The sequence below is a fragment of the Niallia nealsonii genome, assembly GCF_002835805.1.
Classification (GTDB): Bacteria; Bacillota; Bacilli; order Bacillales; family Cytobacillaceae; genus Niallia; species Niallia nealsonii.
Genome location: NZ_PISE01000086.1, coordinates 1 through 1,963, shown reverse-complemented (window position 1 = coordinate 1,963; position 1,963 = coordinate 1). Strand labels below are relative to the sequence as shown.

The following is a 1,963-nucleotide window of genomic DNA, read 5'->3' as shown; positions in this document are numbered from 1 at the left end:
CAATCAACCTGTTTTAACCATGGATTTACTCATTGAAACTATCTGAAAAACAACCATCTTTTAGAAAACAGCCTTATTTTAAGATGATGATATTTTTATATACCCGTTTAGAAGAAAAGAAAAACCAGCGTTTAAAATAACTGATTGTAAGTTTGTTCTTTTGGTAGAAAGGGAATACTAGAAAGAAAAAATTGGTTTTGGGGAGGTGACTTATCATGCAAAAATATCATATGAATGAATGGGTTTGGTATCAGCTTAAAGAGCAGGAAGGATTGCAAGAGATACATACAAATTATGATCAAGAGATAAAAAGATGGTCACAAATAATAAAAAATAAAACAAGGAATTTTCTGCAAATCAATACAGAAAATGAGGGGAGGGAAATAATTAGCGGCTCTCTTATCTATCATCGTGAAGTAGATAATAAAGACAGTTATGAACTTTTTCATTTTTTTTTAACAAAGGATATTTTAATTACATTAGACTATAAAGATAATAGCCTTCATTTGAATAACCATATAGATATTCATAAAGAAATAAAAAGGGGCACATCCCCTGTTGAAGGATTTATGGTTATCTTAGGTTCGATTATGACAGAAATATTATACCGTATTGATAGTTATGAAGAACGACTAGATAAGCTAATCTGGGACATTAAAGAGAAGAATAGTATAAAAACCTTAGAGAAGGTTTTCCAATCAAGACATGAAATTATTGTCTGGAAAAATGTCATGATTCCTTTTTTAGAACTAAGATATGCGATAGAAGAAACATTTGGAGAAGATACTTTAAATGGCAGAGAATATAAAAGAATCAGCAAACGAATTGAAAGAGGATTAACATTAGTAGAAGAATATCAAAAAGAGTTAAATAATTTAGTTCACTTTGAAGAAGTGGTATCCCAGCATCGAGGCAATGAAATTATGAAAACACTTACGGTATTAACAACATTATGTACACCAATTATGGCATGGGGAGCGTTGTGGGGAATGAATTTTAAACTTATGCCAGAACTTGACTGGAAATTAGGCTATCCATTTTCACTTTCCGTTATTGCAGTTTCATCTATCATTGTTTATTTTTATTTAAGGTCGAAAGGATGGATGGGTGACCTGCTGAAAGCAAAAAAACGAAATTCTTTCTTTCGTTAATAGGCATGAAATATGGACGCTTCTTTTGTTTTTCACATATAATAATGGGGCAGTGTACTAATTTCTTTTATTGGGATAATATAAAAAATACTATTCATTATTGTATATAGGAGGATATATGGAGCAGTCTAAATTTTGCAAAGAATCATTGGTAATTAAAACAAGTATTGTTTTTCCGACAGATACAAATACGTATGGTACATTATTTGGCGGGAAATTAATGGCATATATAGATGATACCGCTGCAATTGCTGCAATGAGACATGCAAGGAAGAATATTGTCACTGCCTCTACAGATTCTGTTGATTTCTTGCATCCGATTCATGAAGGAAATTCTGTATGTTTAGAAGCCTTTGTTACATATACAGGCTATTCTTCTATGGAAGTGTTTGTAAAGGTCATGGCAGAGGACTTATTGACAGGGGAAGTTAATTTGTGTGCACTTTCCTTTTTAACAATGGTTGCAATTGATGAACAAGGGAAATCAACTAAAGTACCTGCTGTTATTCCCGAAACGGAAGAAGAGAAACAGTTATACGAATCAGGTAAAAAACGCGCTGAAATGCGAAAACAAAGAAAAAAAGAAACAGAAGAATTAGCATCAAAGTATAAACTTGATAAGAAATAAGTGATATAAAAAGTATTGTCGAATTGTACAAAGTATTTAAAAAAGGCAAATGCATTTTGTGACAGAAATAGGGAGAAATCCCCTGTCGAAAAACAAAATATTTTCTAGGAAAACACAAGTTAATAGAAAAATTTCCTGGAAAATAATCAAAAGACTGTCGAAATAATGATCTGACCCAAAAAAG

General features: G+C 31.6%; 2 protein-coding genes. Both read left to right on the top strand.

Annotated elements, in window-relative coordinates; genetic code table 11:
* Nucleotides 1-215: 215 nt before the first annotated feature.
* Nucleotides 216-1,151 (top strand): magnesium transporter CorA family protein, encoded by a 936-nt coding sequence (locus CWS01_RS22140; protein WP_101179749.1) that lies wholly within the window; start codon nt 216-218, stop codon nt 1,149-1,151.
* Between the two features lie 118 nt (nt 1,152-1,269).
* A complete protein-coding gene (locus CWS01_RS22135) occupies nt 1,270-1,779 on the top strand; it encodes an acyl-CoA thioesterase (RefSeq protein ID WP_101179747.1) in 510 nt (169 codons plus the stop codon).
* The last annotated feature ends 184 nt before the right edge of the window (nt 1,780-1,963 follow it).